15 protein-coding genes are annotated in these 19,851 nt (G+C 57.3%); 9 read left to right on the top strand and 6 right to left on the bottom strand.

What is annotated here, in order from left to right:
- Positions 1 to 50: 50 nt before the first annotated feature.
- The 3 genes from ACJO5Y_RS12325 to aceE all read right to left on the bottom strand — a co-directional run bounded on the left by ACJO5Y_RS12325 (position 51) and on the right by aceE (position 5,963).
- Positions 51 to 1,304, bottom strand: a complete 1,254-nt coding sequence (locus tag ACJO5Y_RS12325; protein WP_406987548.1) for an NADH:flavin oxidoreductase/NADH oxidase family protein — start codon at positions 1,302 to 1,304, stop codon at positions 51 to 53.
- A 320-nt stretch (positions 1,305 to 1,624) separates the two neighbouring features.
- Positions 1,625 to 3,283 carry a dihydrolipoyllysine-residue acetyltransferase gene (aceF, locus tag ACJO5Y_RS12330; RefSeq protein ID WP_406987549.1) on the bottom strand — a complete coding sequence of 553 codons (1,659 nt, stop codon included), beginning with the start codon at positions 3,281 to 3,283 and terminating at the stop codon, positions 1,625 to 1,627.
- A gap of 10 nt (positions 3,284 to 3,293) precedes the next feature.
- Positions 3,294 to 5,963, bottom strand: coding sequence for a pyruvate dehydrogenase (acetyl-transferring), homodimeric type (gene aceE / locus ACJO5Y_RS12335; protein ID WP_406987551.1), 2,670 nt, complete (start codon positions 5,961 to 5,963; stop codon positions 3,294 to 3,296).
- A 638-nt stretch (positions 5,964 to 6,601) separates the two neighbouring features.
- Between aceE and ACJO5Y_RS12340 the strand changes: the two genes are divergently transcribed.
- Positions 6,602 to 7,966 (top strand): KamA family radical SAM protein, encoded by a 1,365-nt coding sequence (locus tag ACJO5Y_RS12340; protein ID WP_406987553.1) that lies wholly within the window; start codon positions 6,602 to 6,604, stop codon positions 7,964 to 7,966.
- A gap of 76 nt (positions 7,967 to 8,042) precedes the next feature.
- Here the strand turns inward: ACJO5Y_RS12340 and trxA are convergent, their stop codons facing one another.
- Entirely contained in the window at positions 8,043 to 8,906 is an 864-nt protein-coding gene (gene trxA / locus ACJO5Y_RS12345; RefSeq protein WP_406987554.1) for a thioredoxin, read from the bottom strand.
- A gap of 196 nt (positions 8,907 to 9,102) precedes the next feature.
- Between trxA and lon the strand changes: the two genes are divergently transcribed.
- Positions 9,103 to 11,553, top strand: coding sequence for an endopeptidase La (lon, locus tag ACJO5Y_RS12350; RefSeq protein ID WP_406987556.1), 2,451 nt, complete (start codon positions 9,103 to 9,105; stop codon positions 11,551 to 11,553).
- A 145-nt stretch (positions 11,554 to 11,698) separates the two neighbouring features.
- Here the strand turns inward: lon and ACJO5Y_RS12355 are convergent, their stop codons facing one another.
- Positions 11,699 to 12,193 (bottom strand): MarR family winged helix-turn-helix transcriptional regulator, encoded by a 495-nt coding sequence (locus ACJO5Y_RS12355; protein WP_036190703.1) that lies wholly within the window; start codon positions 12,191 to 12,193, stop codon positions 11,699 to 11,701.
- A 269-nt stretch (positions 12,194 to 12,462) separates the two neighbouring features.
- Between ACJO5Y_RS12355 and ACJO5Y_RS12360 the strand changes: the two genes are divergently transcribed.
- The 6 genes from ACJO5Y_RS12360 (at position 12,463) to ACJO5Y_RS12385 (ending at position 18,524) form a co-directional block, all read left to right on the top strand.
- Positions 12,463 to 13,419, top strand: a complete 957-nt coding sequence (locus ACJO5Y_RS12360) for a TPR end-of-group domain-containing protein (protein WP_406987558.1) — start codon at positions 12,463 to 12,465, stop codon at positions 13,417 to 13,419.
- A gap of 162 nt (positions 13,420 to 13,581) precedes the next feature.
- Positions 13,582 to 14,694: a branched-chain amino acid ABC transporter substrate-binding protein gene (locus ACJO5Y_RS12365; RefSeq protein ID WP_406987559.1), complete on the top strand. Its 1,113-nt coding sequence runs from the start codon at positions 13,582 to 13,584 to the stop codon at positions 14,692 to 14,694.
- 162 nt (positions 14,695 to 14,856) lie between these two features.
- Positions 14,857 to 15,780: a high-affinity branched-chain amino acid ABC transporter permease LivH gene (gene livH, locus ACJO5Y_RS12370; protein ID WP_406987561.1), complete on the top strand. Its 924-nt coding sequence runs from the start codon at positions 14,857 to 14,859 to the stop codon at positions 15,778 to 15,780.
- Entirely contained in the window at positions 15,780 to 17,051 is a 1,272-nt protein-coding gene (locus ACJO5Y_RS12375; RefSeq protein WP_406987563.1) for a high-affinity branched-chain amino acid ABC transporter permease LivM, read from the top strand. The genes livH and ACJO5Y_RS12375 overlap by 1 nt, the downstream gene beginning before the upstream one ends.
- A gap of 6 nt (positions 17,052 to 17,057) precedes the next feature.
- Positions 17,058 to 17,813, top strand: coding sequence for a high-affinity branched-chain amino acid ABC transporter ATP-binding protein LivG (gene livG / locus ACJO5Y_RS12380; RefSeq protein WP_406987565.1), 756 nt, complete (start codon positions 17,058 to 17,060; stop codon positions 17,811 to 17,813).
- 9 nt (positions 17,814 to 17,822) lie between these two features.
- Positions 17,823 to 18,524, top strand: coding sequence for an ABC transporter ATP-binding protein (locus ACJO5Y_RS12385; protein ID WP_406987566.1), 702 nt, complete (start codon positions 17,823 to 17,825; stop codon positions 18,522 to 18,524).
- A 69-nt stretch (positions 18,525 to 18,593) separates the two neighbouring features.
- Here the strand turns inward: ACJO5Y_RS12385 and ACJO5Y_RS12390 are convergent, their stop codons facing one another.
- Complete coding sequence (locus tag ACJO5Y_RS12390; RefSeq protein WP_406987568.1) at positions 18,594 to 19,028, bottom strand: hypothetical protein; 435 nt, start codon at positions 19,026 to 19,028, stop codon at positions 18,594 to 18,596.
- 327 nt (positions 19,029 to 19,355) lie between these two features.
- Here ACJO5Y_RS12390 and ACJO5Y_RS12395 point away from each other — a divergent pair, with 327 nt between their 5' ends.
- Positions 19,356 to 19,820 carry a DUF3015 domain-containing protein gene (locus ACJO5Y_RS12395; RefSeq protein WP_406987569.1) on the top strand — a complete coding sequence of 155 codons (465 nt, stop codon included), beginning with the start codon at positions 19,356 to 19,358 and terminating at the stop codon, positions 19,818 to 19,820.
- Positions 19,821 to 19,851 lie beyond the last annotated feature (31 nt).

Here is a 19,851-nt window from a genome sequence, read left to right on the forward strand (position 1 = left end):
GGAGTTTTTTACCAGACACCCCCACCCGCGCCCCACCACCAAAGAAACGATTACTCCCCAGCCCGAAGCCGAGTCCGAACCCCACGCGAAGCCATCACCCCGATCACCTCCATCAACGAAAGCACACCCCGATCATGGGTACGCGGCGCCTTTCCCTTCCCCATACGACCAAGCTGCCGGGTATACCAACTCACTTCCATCAACGCCATATCGTCAATCAAACGGATTCCCGTCCTGATCGGCTTCACCGCACTGGTAAACGACTCACCGGCCAGAATTCGCTTCGGACAATCCGGCTCCACCGCCAGCGGCCGCGCGATACCCACCAGATCCGTAGCACCAGAGGCAATGGCATTAGCCATCCCCGTTTCCGTACGGAACCCACCGGTCACCATCAACGGAACATCCACCCGCTCCCGCACCTTCTCCGCAAACTCCAGGAAATACGCCTCCCGCGCCAACGTGCTCTCCTTCACTTCGCCACCTTCAGCGCCCTTGGCCATTGCCGGATTCTCATAATTACCCCCGGAGATCTCCACCAGATCAACCCCCTGCTCCGCCAGCGCCGCAATCACCGCCAGCGACTCCTCCTCGGTAAAGCCACCCCGCTGGAAATCCGCCGAATTCAGTTTGATACCCACGTTAAAGCCATCCCCGGTCACCTCCCGAATCGCCTTATACACCTCCAGCACAAACCGCATCCGCTTCTCAGCCGAACCACCCCACTCATCCGTACGCTGGTTATGGTGAGGCGACAGAAACTGACTCACCAGATACCCATGGGCACCGTGAATCTGCACCCCACTGAATCCCGCCTTCTCCGCAATCGCCGCACTTTTCGCAAAGCGCCGGATAATATCCTCAATCTCCGGCCCGGACAGCGCCCTCGGCGTCGCAAACATACTCCGCAACTCCTTGCGAAACGGCACCGCACTGGGAGACACAGAGTCCTTGTTCAACATCTTCGGACTCTGCTTGCCCGGATGGTTCAACTGCATCCAGATCTGATTACCCCCGACCTTTCCAGCCTCCGCCCAGGCCGTTAGCAACTCCAGATCCCGCTCATCCTCCAACACCACATTCTGCGGCTCACCAATGTGCCGGCGATCCACCATCACGTTTCCGGTAATCGACAGCCCGGTGCCGCCCTCGGCCCAGGTGCGATACAGCGTTACCAGGTCCTTGGTGACACGGTTATCGATGGTGCCCAGGGTCTCGCTCATGGCGGACTTGGCAAAGCGATTGGGAATAACGGAGCCGTTCTTGAGGGTAAGCGATTGCGAAAGGATGTCGGCGGGTTTCATGGAGGCCTCTGTAGTAACCATTCGGATGACTGTAGAGGCGATGTTGGATAGTTATCAGGGTCAGAGCATTGGCCGTTATGACAGCGTGGGCGTGTAGTTGCGGACTGTTTCCAGAAGTCTGGGAGCCAGGCCGGCGAGGCACTGTTGAAATAACTCGCGGCAAAAACGAGAGAGGCGGGGAATACGATTCAGGACTGTTGAGGGCCATGGACGGCCCGAAACAAGCGCACATGGATGTGCTCGTAGCGTGTCCTGAATCGTATTCCCCGCCTCTCGCCGCCCCCCACAACCAAAAGGCTGGGAGGCGGACTTAGCAGGACTTAAAGCAACAGAGACCGAATATCCCCGAGAAGCTGACTCAGCAGCGTCGTGAACCGCGCCGCGTCTGCCCCATTCACCGCACGGTGATCATAGGACAGCGACAGCGGCAACATCAGCCGCGGCTGGAAATCCTTGCCATCCCAGACCGGCTTCATCGCCGCCTTGGACACACCAAGAATCGCCACCTCCGGCGTATTCACAATCGGCGTAAACGCCGTGCCACCGATACCACCCAGACTGGTAATGGTAAAGCAGGCACCCTGCATCTCCGCCGGCTTCAGCTGCTTGTTCCGGGCCTTCTGGGCCAGATCCGCACTTTCCGCGGCAAGCTCCCAGAGCCCCTTCTTGTCCACATCGCGGATCACCGGCACCATCAGCCCGTGAGGCGTATCCACCGCAATCCCGATGTGAATGTACTGCTTGCGGATAACCTCCTTGCGGTCCATGTCCAGCGACACATTGAACTGCGGCAACTCCGCCAGCGCCGTGGCACAGGCTTTCAGCATGAAAGGAAGCGGCGTCATCTTCACACCCTTCTTCTCGCCGGCCGCCTTCTGCGCCTTGCGGAAGTCTTCCATGTCGGTGATGTCCGCATCCTCGAACTGGGTGACATGGGGCACGTTCAGCCAGCTACGCTGCATGTTGTTGGCCGTAGCGAACATCACGCGCGACATGGACTCACGCTCAATGTCACCGAACTGGCTGAAGTCCGGCAGCTTCACGCCGGGAATGCCGGCACCACCGCCGCCCGCCACCGTGCTGCCCTGCTGCGTCTGCTGCAGCTGGCTCTTCACATAGGCCTGCACGTCATCCTTCAGGATGCGCCCCTTCGGGCCGGAGCCCTTGATGCGGGTCAGGTCTGCGCCGAATTCACGGGCCAGCTTGCGCACCGCCGGGCCGGCGTGGACCTTGGCGCCGGGTGCGGGCGGCTCGTAGGTTGCGGACGCCGGCTCAGGCTTTGGCTCTGCCTTCTTGCTTTGCGGCTTTTCTTCACCTGAGGACTCGGCCGATTCAGAAGGCGCTTCTTCATCACCTTCTTCACCACCCTCTTCGACAACGGTCATTTCAACCAGGTCGAGACCTTCGGAGATCTTGTCGCCTTCGGACACCAGGATCTTGCCAATCTTGCCGGCAAACGGAGACGGGATCTCCATGGTGGCCTTGTCGGACTCCACGGTGACGAGCGCGTCGTCAACCTCAACCTCGTCGCCCTCGCTGACGTTGATCTCGATCACCGGTACGTTATCGAAGCCATCCAGAGCCGGAACCTGAACGGTCTCCTTGCGGGAGCCGCCAGACTTCTTCAGTGCCGGCTTTTTCTCTTCAGCTTTGTCTTCCGACTTGGCTTCGGCTTTTTCGTCCTTGCCGGAACTGTCTTCTTCACCAGCATCTTTATCGTCATCCGAGCCAGCGGCGTCGCCGCTGGCTTCCATCATGCCGACAACGTCGCCTTCCTTGACCTTGTCACCCACCTTGACGGTGATTTTGGTGATCTTGCCGGCACCGGGCGATGGCAGCTCAACCGACGCCTTGTCAGACTCTACCGTCAGTATCGGATCTTCTTCCTCAACCGAATCCCCCTGGCTGACGAGCACTTCAATAACCTCGACCTCGTCTGCACCGCCGAGATCCGGAACCTTGATTTCCTGTTCACTCATGGCGGTCTCCTTAGCTCAGCACCGGGTTCTTTTTGTTGCGATCGATTCCGTACTTGCGCATGGCTTCGAGAACCACGTCCTCCTTGATCTCACCATCCCGTGCCAGCGCCGAGAGCGCGGTAACCGCCACGTAATAGCGATCCACCTCGAAGTGACTCCGCAGTTTCTCGCGGGTGTCACTGCGACCAAAACCGTCGGTGCCCAGGGTCAGGTAGGTTTTGGGAATGTAGGCACGCACCTGCTCGGACAACAGCTTGATGTAGTCCGTCGAGGACACCACCGGCCCTTGCTGTTTCTCCAGGCATTGGGTGATGTACGCCTTCTTGGGCGTGTCGTCCGGATGCAGGCGGTTCCAGCGTTCGATGTGCAGGCCGTCACGGGCCAGTTCGTTGAAGCTGGTCACGCTCCAGACATCGCTGGCTACGCTGAAGTCTTCCTTCAGCAGCTCGGCAGCGGCACGCACCTCGTTGAGAATGGCACCTGAGCCCAGCAACTGAACCCGCGGGGTTTTCTTGCGCCCTTTGGTTTCAACGGAATCCAGCAGGTACATACCTTTGATGATGCCGTCTTCCACCTTCTTGCCTTTCGGCATGGCCGGCTGTTCGTAGTTCTCGTTCTCGATGGTCAGGTAGTAGAAGACATTCTGGTTGTCCTCAAACATTTCCTTGATGCCATGCTGGATAACCACGGCCATCTCGTAACCGTAGGCCGGGTCGTAGGCCTTACAGCTGGGAATGGTCTGCGCCAGGATGTGGCTGTGGCCGTCCTGATGCTGCAGGCCTTCACCGTTGAGCGTGGTGCGCCCGGCGGTACCACCGACCAGAAAGCCACGGGCCTGGATATCGCCAGACGCCCAGGCCAGATCGCCCACACGCTGGAAGCCGAACATGGAGTAGAAGATGTAGAACGGCACCAGCGGGAAGTTGTTGGTGCTGTAGGAGGTCGCTGCAGCCATCCAGGCCGCCATGGAGCCATCTTCGTTTATGCCTTCCTCAAGGATCTGACCTTTCTTGTCTTCCTTGTAGTACATGATCTGGTCACGATCTTCCGGCACGTACTTCTGACCTTCTGACGTGTAGATGCCGAGCTGGCGGAACATGCCTTCCATACCGAAGGTACGGGCCTCGTCCGGCACGATGGGAACTACCCGTTTACCAATGCGCTTGTCCTTGGTCAGGGCCGTGAGCAGGCGTACAAAGGCCATGGTGGTGGAAATTTCACGGCCATTGGAGCCATCCAGTAATGCCTTGAAGGTGTCCAGCGGCGGCGTCTGCAGCGGCTGGCAGTCCTTGCGGCGCTTGGGATAGAAACCACCCAGTTCCTGCCGGCGCTTGTTCATGTAGACAATTTCCGGGCTGTCCGGCGCCGGACGATAGTAAGGCACTTCCTTGAGCTCTTCGTCCTTCAGCGGCACGGCAAACCGATCACGGAAGGCCTTGAGCTGCTCGATATCGAGTTTTTTCAGGGAGTGCGCGGTGTTCTGGGCTTCACCGGCGGAACCGAAACCATAACCCTTGATGGTATGGGCCAGGATCACCGTGGGCCGCCCGCCATTGTTGTGAATGGCGTGATGGTAGGCCGCGTATACCTTATAGGGGTCGTGGCCGCCACGGTTGAGCTTGTTGATGTCCTCGTCAGTGAGGTTTTCCACCAGCTTGGACAGCTCCGGATACTTGCCGAAGAAGTGTTTGCGGGTATAGGCCGGGCCGTTGCTCTTGAAGTTCTGCAGGTCGCCGTCCACGGCTTCGTCCATCACCCGCTGCATCAGGCCGTCCTGGTCCTTCTCGAACAACGGATCCCACATACGGCCCCAGACCACTTTCAGCACGTTCCAGCCAGCACCACGGAACACGCCTTCCAGTTCCTGGATAATCTTGCCGTTGCCCCGCACCGGACCGTCCAGGCGCTGCAGGTTGCAGTTAACAACAAAAATCAGGTTGCTCAGGTTCTCACGGCCGGCCATGGAGATGGACCCCAGGGTTTCCGGCTCGTCGCACTCGCCGTCACCGATAAAGCACCACACTTTGCGATCGCCCATGTCGATCAGCTCGCGGCTGTGCAGGTACTTCATCACGTGGGCCTGGTAGATGGCCTGAATCGGGCCAAGGCCCATGGATACGGTGGGGAACTGCCAGTAATCCGGCATCAGCCAGGGGTGCGGGTAGGAAGACAGACCGTCGCCGTCCACTTCTTCCCGATACTTGTCCAGCTGCGCTTCGTCAAAGCGGCCTTCCAGGTAGGAACGGGCGTAAATACCAGGCGCGGAGTGGCCCTGGAAATACACCAGGTCAGATTCCCGCTTTTCATCACCACCGTGGAAGAAGTAGTTAAAGCCGACATCGTAGAGCGTGGCCGCCGAGGAGAAAGAGGACACATGCCCACCCAGCTCACCCGGGCGCTGATTGGCTCGAAGCACCATGGCCATGGCGTTCCAGCGGATCAGTGAGCGAATACGGCGCTCCATAAACAGATCCCCAGGCATGCGAACTTCCTGGGTCACGGGGATGGAGTTACGGAATGGGGTGGTGATCGAGTACGGTAACTCGGTACCGTCGCGGCTGGCTCGTTCGGAGAGCCTTTCCAGAATATACTTGGCGCGGTCCACGCCTTCCTGTTCAATAAGAGATTCCAGTGCATCAAGCCATTCACTGGTCTCGATGGGATCATCGTCCTGGTACATCAAACCCTCCCCTTGGCATCAAAAAAGGCCACTCGGGCCACGATCAGCGGCCTGGCGCCTGCGGTGTTATTCGCTGCGGTGAATTGCAGAACCTGTTGTTTTGGTTATTTCCGCCTGACTAGTGTCATCAAGCATAGAACAGCTTGGCCAACTTTACTGCCCGGACGCCTTTGTATTAGCGGCTTTTGGCCAAAAGGTATGAGCCTGGCCTGAAACTGCTCAGATCTCGCTCGTCATCATGTAGTTTTTTTACTACAAAACCAGATAGACATGCAACATTAAAGGCTATTAAAGGATTACCAAAACCTTTTCTTGCGATTACTTACGTAATAATGACGGGTTTTCGAGCATCAAACAACCAAGTCTAGACCAAGGTCGTAGTATTCCTATCAGAGGCAACCTATCCTTATCACGCTAAAAGAATCGCCGGCGTGACATTACTGACTTTTCGCCACCTTTTGATGTTTTTTCCAGAATTTCACAGAAGTTGTTCAATAATCCCCGCCAATACAGCAGGATTTTTTAATTAGACCTGAAAATAAATATCGATTTATGTATACTTGCTGCCCGTTTTTTAACCAGAGGAGTGTTGGCGACCCCCATCCTCCTGACATTGGCATTCAACCAGAGGGCGATCTATGAACTCCATCGTCACGTTCCCGAACCGCATCCCGACTGCCGAGTTCGAAGAGCGACGCTTCAAGGTCTATACAGACCGCCAGCTCGACAAGATTGAGGTTATCCAGAATCTCCCTGAAGACACCCTGTTCGAAATGAAGGTCGTCGCCAGCGTACTGCCGTTCCGGGTCAACGAATACGTGATCAACGAACTGATCAACTGGGACAAGGTGCCGAACGATCCGATCTACCAGCTTGTCTTCCCCCAGAAAGGCATGTTGAAGGACGAACATTTCGAACGCATGGCAAAAATGCATCGGGAAGGTGCCGACAAGAAAGAAATTCAGGCCGTTGCCAAGGAAATCCGCGACGAGCTGAACCCGCATCCCGCCGGGCAGATGGAAATGAACATGCCGGAGCTGGATGGCGAGGTTCTGGACGGCGTACAGCACAAGTACCGTGAAACCGTTTTGTTCTTCCCGGCCCAGGGACAGACCTGCCACTCCTACTGCACCTTCTGTTTCCGCTGGGCGCAGTTCGTCGGTGACAAGGACCTGAAGATGGCCAGCACTGAAGCCGAGAAGCTTCATGGCTACCTGCAGGAGCACACCGAGGTTACGGACCTGCTGGTCACCGGCGGCGACCCTATGGTGATGAAGACCAAGAACCTGGTGCAGTATCTGGAACCTTTGCTGCAGCCGGAACTCGACCACATCCAGACTATCCGCATCGGCACCAAGGCCCTGACCTTCTGGCCGTATCGCTTCGTGACTGACAAGGATGCGGATGAGCTGATCGATCTGTTTGCCCGCCTGGTCGATGCCGGCAAGCACGTAGCGATCATGGCGCACTACAACCACTGGCAGGAAATCACCACCGACATCGCCGAAGAAGCGATCCGTCGCATCCGCGCCACTGGCGCCGAAATTCGCGCCCAGGGCCCGCTGATCAAGCACGTCAATGACGACGCCGAAGCCTGGGCCAAACTGTGGAAGAAAGAAGTTCAGCTCGGCATCATCCCCTACTACATGTTTGTGGAGCGGGATACTGGCGCCAAGAACTACTTCGAAGTGCCGCTTGCCGAAGCCTTCCAGATCTACCGCGAAGCCATGAAAAAAGTCTCCGGCCTGGCCCGCACCGCCCGCGGCCCGAGCATGAGCGCCGGCCCCGGCAAGGTAGAGATCCAGGGCATCACCGAGATCAATGGCGAGAAGGTTTTCGTTCTGCGCTTCCTGCAGGGTCGCAACCCGGACTGGGTGCAGCGCCCGTTCTTTGCCAAGTACAGCGAGACAGCCACCTGGCTGCACGAGCTTGAGCCCGCCCTGGGAGAGGAGAAATTCTTCTTCGAGGATGAGTACGAAGAAATGAAGAAAGGCAACGGTTAAAACCGACCAGCCGACCGAAGAAGGGCCGCAAATCAGCGGCCCTTCTTCGTTTCAGCACAGGAAACAACCAAACCGGTCAATGCATCAGCGTATACAACTTCCGCCGATAGGTCCGCACGTCCGGGTTGTTGTTGCCCAGCTTGTCGAACAGCTCGATCAAGGTGGTCTTGGCGACCTCATCTTTGTACTTGCTGTCCGACTGCATCAGGCGGATCAGCAGTTCCATCGCCTCGGCGTTGTTTTCCTGCAGGATATGGTGCAGCGCCAATTGATGCAGGGCATGGGGATCTTTCGGATCCTGCTCCAGCGCCATTTCCAGGTCCTTGACGGGCGGTAACTCCGCGGACTGTTTCAGAAACTTGATGCGGGCCGCCAGCTGCTTGGCCTGGAATTGCAACTTCTCTTCCGGCGGAAGGCTCTCAAGCACCTGCTCGGCCGTTTCCAGATCACCCATTTCCGCTTTCAGCTGCGCCAGGTCAATCAGGACCTTGAGGTCCTCCGGATCTTTTTGGTTCATTTCCGTCAGAATCGCCAATGCGCCCTCGACGTCGCCACCTTCCCAGAGGCGGTGAGCTTTTTCGTAGGGATCCTCCTCAGGGGCTTCCACGTGCTTGTCCAGCACCTTGCGAATCTCGCTCTCCGGCAGCGCGCCATTGAAGCCGTCCACGGCCTGGCCGTCTTTTACAAGGATAATGGTGGGCAGGCTGCGTACGCCGAGCGACCCCGTCAGTTGCTGCTGCTCGTCTGCATTCACTTTGGCCAGCAGGAAGGCGCCCTGGTACTCCTCTGCCAGCTTTTCCAGCACCGGCATGAGTTGCTTGCAGGGTGCACACCATTCCGCCCACACATCAACGAGGACTGGAGTGGTTGAGGAGGCTTCCATCACTTTCTGCTGGAAATTCTCCATGTTGGCTTCAAAGATGTAGGGCGAATTGTTCATCAGTAGCACCTGAACAGGTTGGGAAAGTTCGTCGAGTTTGCCATGGTTGTGGGGGCAAACTACCGGATTTCAAGGTTTAGCACATCGTCAGGGGACGTCCTTGAAATCCCCAGAACCGACGTTACATAACCTAATATGTGAGACATCGGGGCAACAGCCTCTCCTGCCAAACTTTCCGAATGGATACTTGCACGGTATGAACGAAGACAACCGTAATGACTCTCTGGAAGAATTCGAGGAAGACGTCACCGAGTACATCGGTAAAGACGAGAACAGCAAGAACCTGGCTCTGCCCCAACAGATGATGCCCCGGCGTATGTACGTACTGCCGGTGTCCAACCGTCCGTTCTTCCCGGCCCAGGTCCAGCCGGTAGTGGTCGATCAGAATCCCTGGAGCGAAACTCTCAAACGCGTGGGCGAAACCGATCACAAGGTGCTCGGCATCTGCTTTGTCGACAGCCCGGACCCGGAACGAAACATCCCCGCCAGCGAAGAGCTGGAAATCATGGGCTGCGCAGTGAGGGTTCACCATGCTCAGCAAGAGAATGGCAAGGTTCAGTTTATTGCCCAGGGCCTGCAACGATTCCGCATTGCCCAATGGCTGAGGCGCAAACCGCCCTACCTGGTGGAAGTGGAATACCCGAATGAGCCGGACGAGGAAGCCGACGAACTCAAGGCCTATACCCTCGCCATTATCAGTGCCATCAAGGATCTGCTGCGCACCAATCCGTTGTATGGGGAGGAGGTCAAGCAGTACCTGTCCCGGTTCGGCCCGGACGACAGTTCACCGCTGGCCGATTTCGGCGCCTCCATGACCAGCGCTCGCGGCCCGGAATTACAGGACGTGCTTGATACCATACCCCTGCTGCGGCGCATGGAAAAAGTCCTGCTGCTGATGCGCAAGGAGCAGGAAGTGGCTCGCCTGCAGGCGGAAATCAGCGAAGAAGTGAATGACAAGGTACAGAAACACCAGCGTGAATTTTTCCTGCGTGAACAACTGAAAGTCATTCAGCGCGAACTGGGCATGGCCAAGGACGACAAGACCGCTGACGTGGAACGCTTCCGCGCACGCATGGAAAAACTGAACCCGCCGGATCAGGTCAGCGAACGTTTCGAGGACGAAATCGAAAAACTTCAGGTACTGGAGCAGGGATCGCCAGAATACGGCGTCACCCGTAACTACCTGGACTGGCTGACCCAGGTACCCTGGGGACAGACGTCCGAGGACCACTTCGACCTCGCCGAAGCCCGGCGGATACTGGATCGTGACCACGACGGGCTGGATGACGTCAAGAATCGCATTGTCGAATTCCTTGCCGAAGGCACTTTCAAAGGCGAAGTCAGCGGCTCGATCCTGCTGTTGGTCGGGCCACCTGGCGTAGGCAAAACCTCCATCGGCCATTCGGTGGCGGATGCCCTTGGCCGCAAGTTCTATCGCTTCAGCGTCGGTGGCATGCGAGACGAAGCCGAGATCAAGGGCCACCGCCGTACCTACATAGGCGCTATGCCAGGCAAATTTGTACAGGCGCTGAAGGACTGCAAAGTATCCAATCCAGTGATCATGCTGGACGAGATCGACAAGATCGGGGCGTCCTTTCAGGGTGACCCGGCCTCTGCCCTATTGGAAACCCTGGATCCGGAGCAGAACCGCGAGTTCCTGGACCACTACCTGGACGTTCGCATGGATCTGTCGAAAGTCCTGTTTATCTGCACCGCCAACCAGCTGGACACCATTCCCCGCCCCCTGCTGGACCGAATGGACGTGATCCGGCTCTCGGGCTACATCGCAGAGGAAAAGCTGGCCATCGCCAAGCACTTCCTGATACCCCGCCTGCTGAAACGGGTGGGGTTGCTGAAGAAACAGCTGAACATCAGCGATGCAGCCGTGAAGCAGGTTATAGAAGGCTACGCCCGTGAAGCCGGGGTGCGTAATCTGGAAAAGATGCTGCACAAAATCATCCGCAAGGGCATCGTGCGATTGCTGGAGGATCCGGAGAAACCGGTGAAGGTTGGTGTGGCAGATCTGGGGACCTACCTCGGACAACCTTCCTTCCGCAAGGAAAAATCCCTCAAGGGCACCGGCGTGGTTACCGGCTTGGCCTGGACCGCCATGGGCGGCGCTACATTGAGCATCGAAGCGTCCCGCATTCACAGCTCCCAGCGTGGCTTCAAGCTGACTGGGCAGCTCGGGGACGTGATGAAGGAATCGGCAGAAATTGCCTACAGCTACGTGTCGTCAAACCTCAAACGCTTCAAGGGCGACCCCACGTTCTTCGACAAATCCTTTGTGCACCTGCATGTACCGGAAGGGGCGACACCAAAGGATGGCCCGAGCGCCGGTGTCACCATGGCCACCGCCCTGCTGTCCATCGCACGCAAGGAATCGCCACAACAGAACATCGCCATGACCGGCGAGCTGACGCTGACGGGCCAGGTGCTACCGGTGGGTGGTATCCGCGAAAAAGTCATCGCCGCCCGCCGGCAGAAGATCAATAACCTGATCCTGCCGGAGGCCAACCGCGGGGATTACGAGGAATTACCGGGCTACCTGAAGGAAGGCCTGACGGTGAATTTCGCCAAGCAGTATAGTGATGTTTATCAGGTGTGTTTCGGGGATAAGCCCAAGAGAGGGTCGTCAGTGCATTGAGGGCTGGCCACGGGAGGACAACTGAGAGTCGGATCAGTGTCAGGGTGGGGTGCCTTTTCTGCAGGGACAAAGGTGTCTGAGCGCAGCGAGTTCTTTTCCCGAAAGAAAAGGCACCCCACCCTGACACTAGCCTCCAGCCAACGACTCAGGCCTTCTCCTTCCAGCCATCGTCCTTCAGCACCGGCCCTACATCAAGCACCGGCGAAGCATCTATATCGTCGGCGTCCATCATGTTGGCCACCCGCTGCAGCGACGCGATGATCATGGTCTGCTCCCACTCGTGCAGACTCTGGAACTTCTTGATGAAATCCTCCTGCAGGGGCTGAGGCGCACGGGCCAGAATATCTGCGCCACCCTCGGTCAGGTGCGCATGCACCTTGCGCTTGTCCCGGGTACTGCGGACCCGATAGACCAGTTGACGATGCTCCAGGCGATCCAGGATGGTGGTCACAGTCGCCTGACTGAGGCTGACCTTGTCAGCAATCGTGCCAATGGTCACTTCGCCCAGATCGCGGATCGTCCGCATGATCAACAATTGCGGCCCGGTCAGGCCCGCATGCTTGCTCAGGCGTTTGGAATGCAGGTCAGTTGCACGGATAACACGTCTCAGCGCTACCAGCACCTGTTCATAGTTGTTCACGGCACTACTCCGATCCGGGCCAGCAGCCCCATTCTGGTTGAAATCGGAGGCATTGAGCTGTTTCGAGTAAAGCACTTTGTTACCCGCCATCGGCTGAAGCCCCACTGTTCCTGCACGTTATTTATTTATACCACTAACTATTAGAGGTCTTTACTCCTGCAATTGCAAGTCGGCGTTTTTACCCATCCTGTCGGTCTTCCTGCATTTTTTCCGCCAGCCACTATGCTAAGGTCACCCTTTTCAGAAATCCCGTACACGGACAAGGTTCAATGACCACGCATTTTATCCGACAGACACTTCTGGCCAACTCCCGGCTACTGCCGTTACTCGCAGGCTTCCTGCTCACTGCGCTCATTGCCACCAGCACCCAGGCACAGCAGCCCACGGAGCCGCCCGATGACCTCAGCGCAGAAGATGTTGAGCAGCGCATTGAGACTCTTGAAAAGCCCATGTATACCCCGTTCGTGGAACTCTACCTGCTGGAGGAGAGCAAAGCCCTACGCAAGGAGATGCAAAACACGCGGGCGGAGCTCATTGAAAAGGTGGTCGACAAGGAACTGTCCGTGGCCGACAAGACCATGTCCTACGCCACCGACACGGTCACCTATTTCTTCTATCTGATCGCTGGCGCCACCTCGATTCTGGTGGTCATTGGCTGGAACTCCATCCGGGACATGCGCAACCAGCTCACCAGCCTGGCCGAAAAACGGGTCAACGAACTGGTGGTGGAATACGAAAAACGGCTGAAGTCCATCGAAGAGCAACTGCAGCAGAAATCCGACATTATCCACCAGAACCAGGCGGAAATTGAGCGCACCAACGAAGTGCACTCCCTGTGGCTGAAAGCCAGCCAGGAAACGTCCCAGCAGAACAAAATTTCCGCCTACGACCATATCCTGGATTTACGCCCGGACGATGTGGAAGCTCTGAGCTATAAGGCCGATGCGGTGCTGGAAATGCAGGAGCCGCTGTGGGCCATCAGCCTGTGTCAGCGGGCCCTGAAACTGGCGCCGGACAATGGCCACGCGCACTATCAGCTGGCATGCGCTTACGCCGAAATCGGTCGCTGGGAAGACGCCGTCGCCACCCTGAAGAAGGCCATCGACATTTCCGAGGCCTACCGCGACGACGCCTCCGTGGATCCCAGTTTCCAGCAACTACGGGATCACGACAGCTTCAAGACCCTCATTTTCCCGGATACCGAAGACAACCAGCTCGACGATTAATCCGACACCGGCACAGTCTTTGCTCCCCTATCTCCTGAATTTTCAAGGCTTGATGTTCCGGAGCAAAGACTGGCCCAACTTGCTTGACAAGCAGCGAGGTGTGGTGTTTGTTTAACTATCTGAGAACATAAGAATAACCCTGAACAAAACAGGACAGACCCAATGAGAACTTCAGTAAAGAAACTCGTAACCGCTGTTAGCACCTCCATTGCCCTGATGGGAGCTGGCCACGCCGCCGCTGAAATCAAGGTTGGTATTGCCGGACCGATGACCGGCCCCGTTGCCCAGTACGGCGATATGCAGTTTTCCGGTGCCCGCATGGCGATTGAGCGTATCAACGCCGCGGGCGGCGTCAACGGCGAAATGCTGGAAGCCGTGGAAGTGGACGATGTCTGCGATCCCAAGCAGGCGGTCACCGTGGCGAACCGCCTGGTGAACGAAGGCGTTCGCTTTGTGGTCGGCCACCTGTGTTCCAGTTCCACCCAGCCGGCGTCTGACATCTACGAGGACGAAGGCATCCTGATGGTGACCCCGGCCTCCACAAGCCCGGACATCACCGAACGCGGATACGAGCTGGTATTCCGCACCATCGGCCTCGACAGCATGCAGGGCCCGGTTGCCGGGGAGTACCTCGCCAGCCTCAACCCCGAGCGCGTCGCGATTGTCCACGACAAACAGCAGTATGGTGAAGGCATTGCCACGGCCGTTCGCGACACCCTGAAGAACGCCGGCGTTGAAATCGCCATGTTTGAGGGCATCACCGCCGGTGACAAGGACTTCTCGTCCCTGATCACCAAGCTCAAGCAAGCCGATGTCGACTACGTCTATTACGGCGGCTATCACCCGGAACTGGGCCTGATCCTGCGCCAGGCGCAACAGGCCGAGCTGGATACCGTCTTCATGGGCCCTGAAGGCGTGGGCAACAAGGACATTAACACCATCGCCGGTGATGCCTCTGAAGGCCTCCTGGTCACGCTTCCGCCCAGCTTCGACCAACAGGAAGAAAACCAGGAGCTGGTTAAAGCCTTCGAGGAAAAAGGCGAGGACCCCTCCGGTCCGTTCGTGTTGACCTCCTATACCGCGGTGCAACTGATTGCCGAAGGTATTGAAGAAGCCGGCTCGACAGATCCCTTCGATGTCGCCGAAGCCCTCCGCAGTGGCTCCTACGAGACCCCCATTGGCACTGTTGAGTACGACGAAAAAGGTGACATGAAGTCATTTGAGTTCATTGTGTACGAATGGCATTCAGATGGCAGCAAAACTCCGGTAAACTGAGCCGAAATCGTTAAAAAACGGTAACAATGAGAACACCTTCTCACCGCGATCCGGGAGAAGGTGTTTTTCTAGGCTCCTGTTGATCCTTCCCGCACCCGTGCCGGTACCCCGGAGCGTCAGGTGTGGTCAGTGGAGGGGGCAGGCTTTCGGAGTCCCATAACAATGCAAGATCTCCTTTATTTCCTGCAACAGCTCATTAACGGGCTGACGATCGGGAGCACCTATGCCCTGATCGCCATCGGCTACACGATGGTTTACGGCATCATTGGCATGATCAACTTTGCCCATGGTGAGATTTACATGATCGGCGCCTACACCGCTCTGATCGCCATCACCGGGCTTGCCGCCCTCGGTATCGCCTGGCTTCCACTGATACTCATCGTTGCACTCGTCTGCGCGATGATTGTCTCCAGCACCATGGGCTGGGCCGTGGAAAGGGTCGCCTATCGACCGGTTCGTGGACGCCACCGGCTGATCCCTCTGATTTCCGCCATCGGCATGTCCATTTTCCTGCAGAATTACGTCCATCTGGCTCAGGGTTCCCGCAACATTGGCTTTCCGGCCCTGATTGAAGGCGGTTTCCGCTTCGGCAGCGTGGACTCATTCCAGACATCGATTTCCTACATGCAGATTACGATCTTCATCACCACGCTGATCTGCATGACCCTGCTGTCCCTGTTTATATCCCGCTCGCGTATCGGTCGCGCCTGCCGCGCCGTCTCCCAGGACCTGGGTATGGCCAGCCTGCTGGGCATCGATACCAACCGCATCATCTCCGCCACCTTTGTGATCGGCGCCGCACTGGCAGCGGTCGCCGGCCTGCTGCTGGGTATGTATTACGGCTCCATCGACCCACTGTTCGGGTTTATTGCCGGACTGAAGGCCTTTACGGCGGCAGTGCTGGGCGGCATCGGCAGCATTCCTGGCGCCATGCTGGGCGGCCTGATCCTCGGCGTGGCCGAGAGCATGACCTCCGGCTACCTCAGCGGGGAATACAAGGACGTGGTGTCTTTCGGCCTGCTGATACTCATTCTTCTCTTCAAGCCTACCGGGCTGCTCGGTAAACCGGAGGTGGAAAAGATCTGATGGCTGCACATAACCTGAAACACGCGCTGTTCTGCGCGATTGTCACGCTGATCGTTGCGTATCCAATCCTTGGCTTTAACCTGGTCGCCTCGGGAACCAATATCATTCTGGAGGGGGCGACGACGCAGACTGTCATCTCGGTTCTGTTGGCCGCGGTGGTGGTCTTTCTTTTCCAACTGTTCCGCGACAACATCATGGGATTGCTCGGGAAGGCCCCGGCACTCAACCCGCTGGCCAACCGCCAGCCCATGGAACAGAGCAAACGCCTGAAGCTGGAATCCACCTTCCTGACGCTGATCATCATCGGGGCATTGATCTGGCCGTTCTTCATGTCGAGGGGCGCTGTCGACCTGGCTACTCTGGTGCTGATCTACGTCATGCTGGCGCTGGGCCTCAACGTGGTGGTCGGGCTCGCCGGGCTGCTGGATCTGGGCTATGTGGCCTTCTACGCGGTCGGCGCCTACACCTTTGCCATGCTGTCCCAGTATTACGGGGTCTCCTTCTGGTTTGCACTCCCCATTGGCGCGCTGCTGGCTGCCCTGTTTGGACTGGTACTGGGGTTCCCGGTACTCCGGCTCAGGGGTGACTATCTGGCGATTGTGACGCTCGGGTTCGGTGAAATCATTCGTATCCTGCTGAACAACATGACCACCCTGACCGGCGGTCCCAACGGCATCGGCGGCATTCCCGACCCCACGCTGTTCGGCATGGAGTTCGGTCGCCGGGTAAAGGAGGAAGGCAACACCTCGTTCCACGAAACCTTCGGCATTGCCTACAGCAGTGAGCACAAAATCATCTTCCTGTACCTGATTGCCCTGGTGCTGGCCGTGATTACCGCGCTGGTCATCCGCCGCCTGATGCGCATGCCCGTCGGTCGCGCCTGGGAAGCCCTGAGGGAGGACGAGATCGCTGCCCGCTCCCTGGGACTGAGCCGCACCGCAGTGAAGCTGTCCGCGTTCACCATCGGTGCGTTCTTTGCCGGTTTCGCCGGGACCGTATTTGCTTCCAAGCAGGGCTTTATCAGCCCGGAATCGTTCGTCTTCCTGGAATCTGCCATCATCCTGGCCATTGTCGTGCTCGGCGGTATGGGCTCGCAGATCGGCGTTATCCTCGCCGCCATAGCGGTCACCATCCTGCCGGAACTGGCCCGGGAGTTTTCCGAATACCGGATGCTGATTTTCGGTGCCGCCATGGTGCTGATGATGGTCTGGCGACCGCAGGGTCTGATGCCCATGCGCCGTATCCATATCGTGCTGCACAAACAGGAGTAACGGACGATGCTTGAAGTACAGAATCTGTCCATGCGCTTTGGCGGACTCCTGGCGGTCGATCAGGTTTCCCTGGACGTTCAGGAACACGAAATCGTGTCCATTATTGGCCCCAACGGCGCCGGCAAAACCACCGTATTCAATTGCATGAGTGGTTTCTACAAACCCACCGGCGGCAAAATCCTGTTTGAAGGCAGTGAGGTTCAGGGCAAACCGGATTTCCGGATTTCCCGCCTTGGAATGGTCCGTACCTTCCAGCACGTGCGTCTGTTCAACCGGATGACCGTGGTGGAGAACCTGCTGGTCGCCCAGCACCGACACCTGAATACCAACCTGATCTCCGGGCTGCTGAAAACGCCAAGCTACCGTGAGCGGGAACAGAAATCCCTGGACCGCGCCAGCTATTGGCTGGATCGGGTTGGCCTGCTGGAGATGGCCAACCGGGATGCCGGCAACCTGGCCTATGGGCAACAACGGCGGCTGGAAATAGCCCGTTGCATGGTCACCGAACCCAAGCTGCTGATGTTGGACGAACCCGCGGCCGGTCTGAACCCGGCGGAAACCCGGGAACTGAACCAACTGATCGTCAGCCTGAAGGAAGACTACAACGTCTCCGTTGTGCTCATTGAGCACGACATGAGCCTGGTGATGGATATTTCCGACCGGATCAACGTGATCAACCAGGGTCGCCCCCTGGCCAGTGGCACGCCGGACGAAATCCGCAGCAACGACGACGTCATCAAAGCTTACCTGGGTGAGGCCTGAATAATGTCCATGCTAGTACTAGAAGATGTCCATACCCACTACGGCAAGATCGAAGCCCTGCACGGGGTGTCCGTCGAAGTTAAGAAAGGCGAGATTGTTTCGCTGATCGGCGCCAACGGGGCTGGCAAGACAACCCTGTTGATGACGGTATGCGGCAACCCCCAGGCCACTTCTGGCCGGATCATCCTGGAGGGGCGGGATATCACCCGCGAACCCACGGCCACCATCATGCGCTCGGGGATTTCGATCGTGCCCGAGGGGCGGCGTGTTTTCTCGGGCCTGACCGTAGAAGAAAACCTTCATATGGGGGGATTCTTCAACACCAAGGCCGAAATCCGCAAGAGCCAGGATCAAGTCTATGGCCTGTTCCCACGGCTGAAGGAGCGCGAACACCAGCGAGCAGGCACTATGTCCGGCGGTGAGCAACAGATGCTGGCGATCGGTCGTGCGCTGATGAGCAAGCCCAACATGATCATTCTGGACGAGCCTTCCCTGGGGCTGGCACCCCTGGTGATCAAGCAGATCTTCGAGATCATTGGCCACTTGAGGGAAGAAGGCATCACCGTGTTTCTGGTTGAGCAGAACGCCCACCAGGCCCTGAATCTGGCAGATCGGGGTTATGTCCTTGAAACCGGCAAGATCCGGCTGCACGACACAGGCAAGAACCTGTTGGCCAATCCGGATGTGCAGAATGCTTATCTTGGTGGCTAGCTGAAACCAGAAAAGCCGGAATGTGACAACACACTCCGGCTTTTCTGTATCGGGCAATCAATGCAGTGCTTACTTCACACTCTTGATGGTGCCCTTGTAACCTTCAACAGTTACGTCAATGGTGCCGTACACTACGTAGTCGTTCTTCTTGACAGTGTAGCGAGGAGCCACAATCACGTCAGCACCGGATGCCGAGATGGCGTTGTAGGCAGCCGCTGACTTAACAGCGGATACCGGGTCCAGACCACCCAGACCGAAGGCACTGCCGCCACCGTTACCGTATTCCATGCCATCCGCAAATTCGTTGTCATCACTCATGGTGAAGAACAGAACCTTGGTGGCGGAAGACTGGCCGGTAATTTTCTCGCCAACGTCGATATCGGCCTTGATATCGGTAGCTACGGAACCATTGAGCGGAACCGGGCTGGAGCTGACGTTCAGGGAGGAGCAGCCGGTCATTGCGCCGGCCAGCAGCAGGCTGGATGCGATAAGTGCTTTTTTCACAGAATGATCTCCATGTGTTGTGTGTAAGCCTTCATGGCCGCTCGCACTATACCCAAAGAACCTTTATATAACAATATTGATCCTTTTTTATTTTAGTTAGCTATTTTTGGAATATGAACACGTGATCATATTTTTTACTCTTTCCGGGACAAATCAATAACTCACATCGCCGTAAACTTGTTTTCCACGGATTTGGACTATACTCAACGGAACGGTCACACCTGTCTCCACGGGAAATTAGTCAGGGCCGTTACCGTACCGGCTCCATAAAGGCAGACACGCCGGCACGGCAAGCGACGAAAGCTAGACCACAACAAGGAGTGGATAATGAAAAAACTGATCGCAGGTGCAATTCTTCTGGGTGCTTCATCCATGGCTTTTGCTCAGCCTGGTTGCGGCGTAGGTGCCATGATCTGGAAGGGCCAGTCCGGCATTGCCCCTCACGTTCTGGCTGCCACCACTAACGGCACATTCGGCAACCAGACCTTTGGCATGACCACCGGCACCCTGGGCTGCCAGACCAACCAATCCGTTCAATCCATGGCCATGTACATGGACAGCAACATCGACAAGGTTGCCCGTGACATGTCTCGCGGTTCTGGCGAGAACCTGGACACCCTCGCGGTGCTGTTGGGCGTAGACGAAGCGGACCGTGATTCGTTCCGTCAGATCCTCCAGGACAACTTCGCAACCATCTTCCCCAACTCCGAAACCACCTCCGGCGAAGCGGTAGACGCTATCGTAGCGCTGCTGGAAAAAGATGAGGCTCTCAGCAAGTACGTGGCTGCCTGATCTTTCAACAACAAGGGACCCACTGCGCCAG

Origin of the sequence: Marinobacter alkalisoli (assembly GCF_045449855.1) — a bacterium.
In the GTDB taxonomy this organism is placed as follows: Bacteria; Pseudomonadota; Gammaproteobacteria; order Pseudomonadales; family Oleiphilaceae; genus Marinobacter.